This is a genomic window from Pseudoalteromonas sp. 78C3 (assembly GCF_002836695.1).
GTDB lineage: Bacteria > Pseudomonadota > Gammaproteobacteria > Enterobacterales > Alteromonadaceae > Pseudoalteromonas > Pseudoalteromonas arctica.
The window spans coordinates 1-854 of sequence record NZ_PJAV01000050.1; the positions used below are offsets into that span (position 1 = coordinate 1).

At 45.0% G+C, this 854-nt stretch carries 1 protein-coding gene; it reads left to right on the forward strand.

What is annotated here, in order from left to right:
• The coding region (tuf, locus tag CXF76_RS00765) for an elongation factor Tu (RefSeq protein WP_101162823.1) at positions 1–854 on the forward strand (854 nt) is incomplete at both ends.

Sequence of the window (854 nt, forward strand, 5' to 3'; positions counted from 1 at the left end):
GAAGAGCGCGAACGTGGTATCACTATTTCAACGTCTCACGTTGAATACGATACTCCTTCACGTCACTACGCACACGTAGATTGTCCTGGTCACGCCGATTATGTTAAAAACATGATCACTGGTGCTGCTCAAATGGACGGCGCGATCTTAGTAGTTGCTGCGACTGATGGCCCTATGCCACAAACGCGTGAGCACATCCTTCTTTCTCGTCAAGTTGGCGTTCCTTACATCATCGTGTTCATGAACAAATGTGACATGGTAGATGACGAAGAGCTACTTGAACTAGTAGAAATGGAAGTTCGTGAACTTCTTTCAGAATACGATTTCCCAGGTGATGACTTACCTCTAATTGCTGGTTCTGCGCTTAAAGCGTTAGAAGGCGAGAAAGAGTGGGAAGATAAGATTGTTGAGCTTGCAAATGCACTTGATACTTACATCCCAGAGCCAGAGCGTGACATCGATAAGCCTTTCATCATGCCTATCGAAGACGTTTTCTCAATCCAGGGTCGTGGTACAGTTGTAACTGGTCGTGTTGAAGCTGGTATCATCCGCATCAATGACGAAGTAGAAATTGTTGGTATCAATGATACAACTCGTTCTACTTGTACTGGTGTTGAAATGTTCCGTAAGCTTCTAGACGAAGGTCGTGCTGGCGAAAACATCGGCGCACTTCTACGTGGTACTAAACGTGAAGACGTTGAACGTGGTCAAGTACTAGCTAAGCCTGGTTCAATCAACCCACATACTACATTCACTTCAGAAGTATACGTACTTTCGAAAGATGAAGGTGGTCGTCATACTCCATTCTTCAAAGGTTACCGTCCACAGTTCTACTTCCGTACAACTGACGTAAC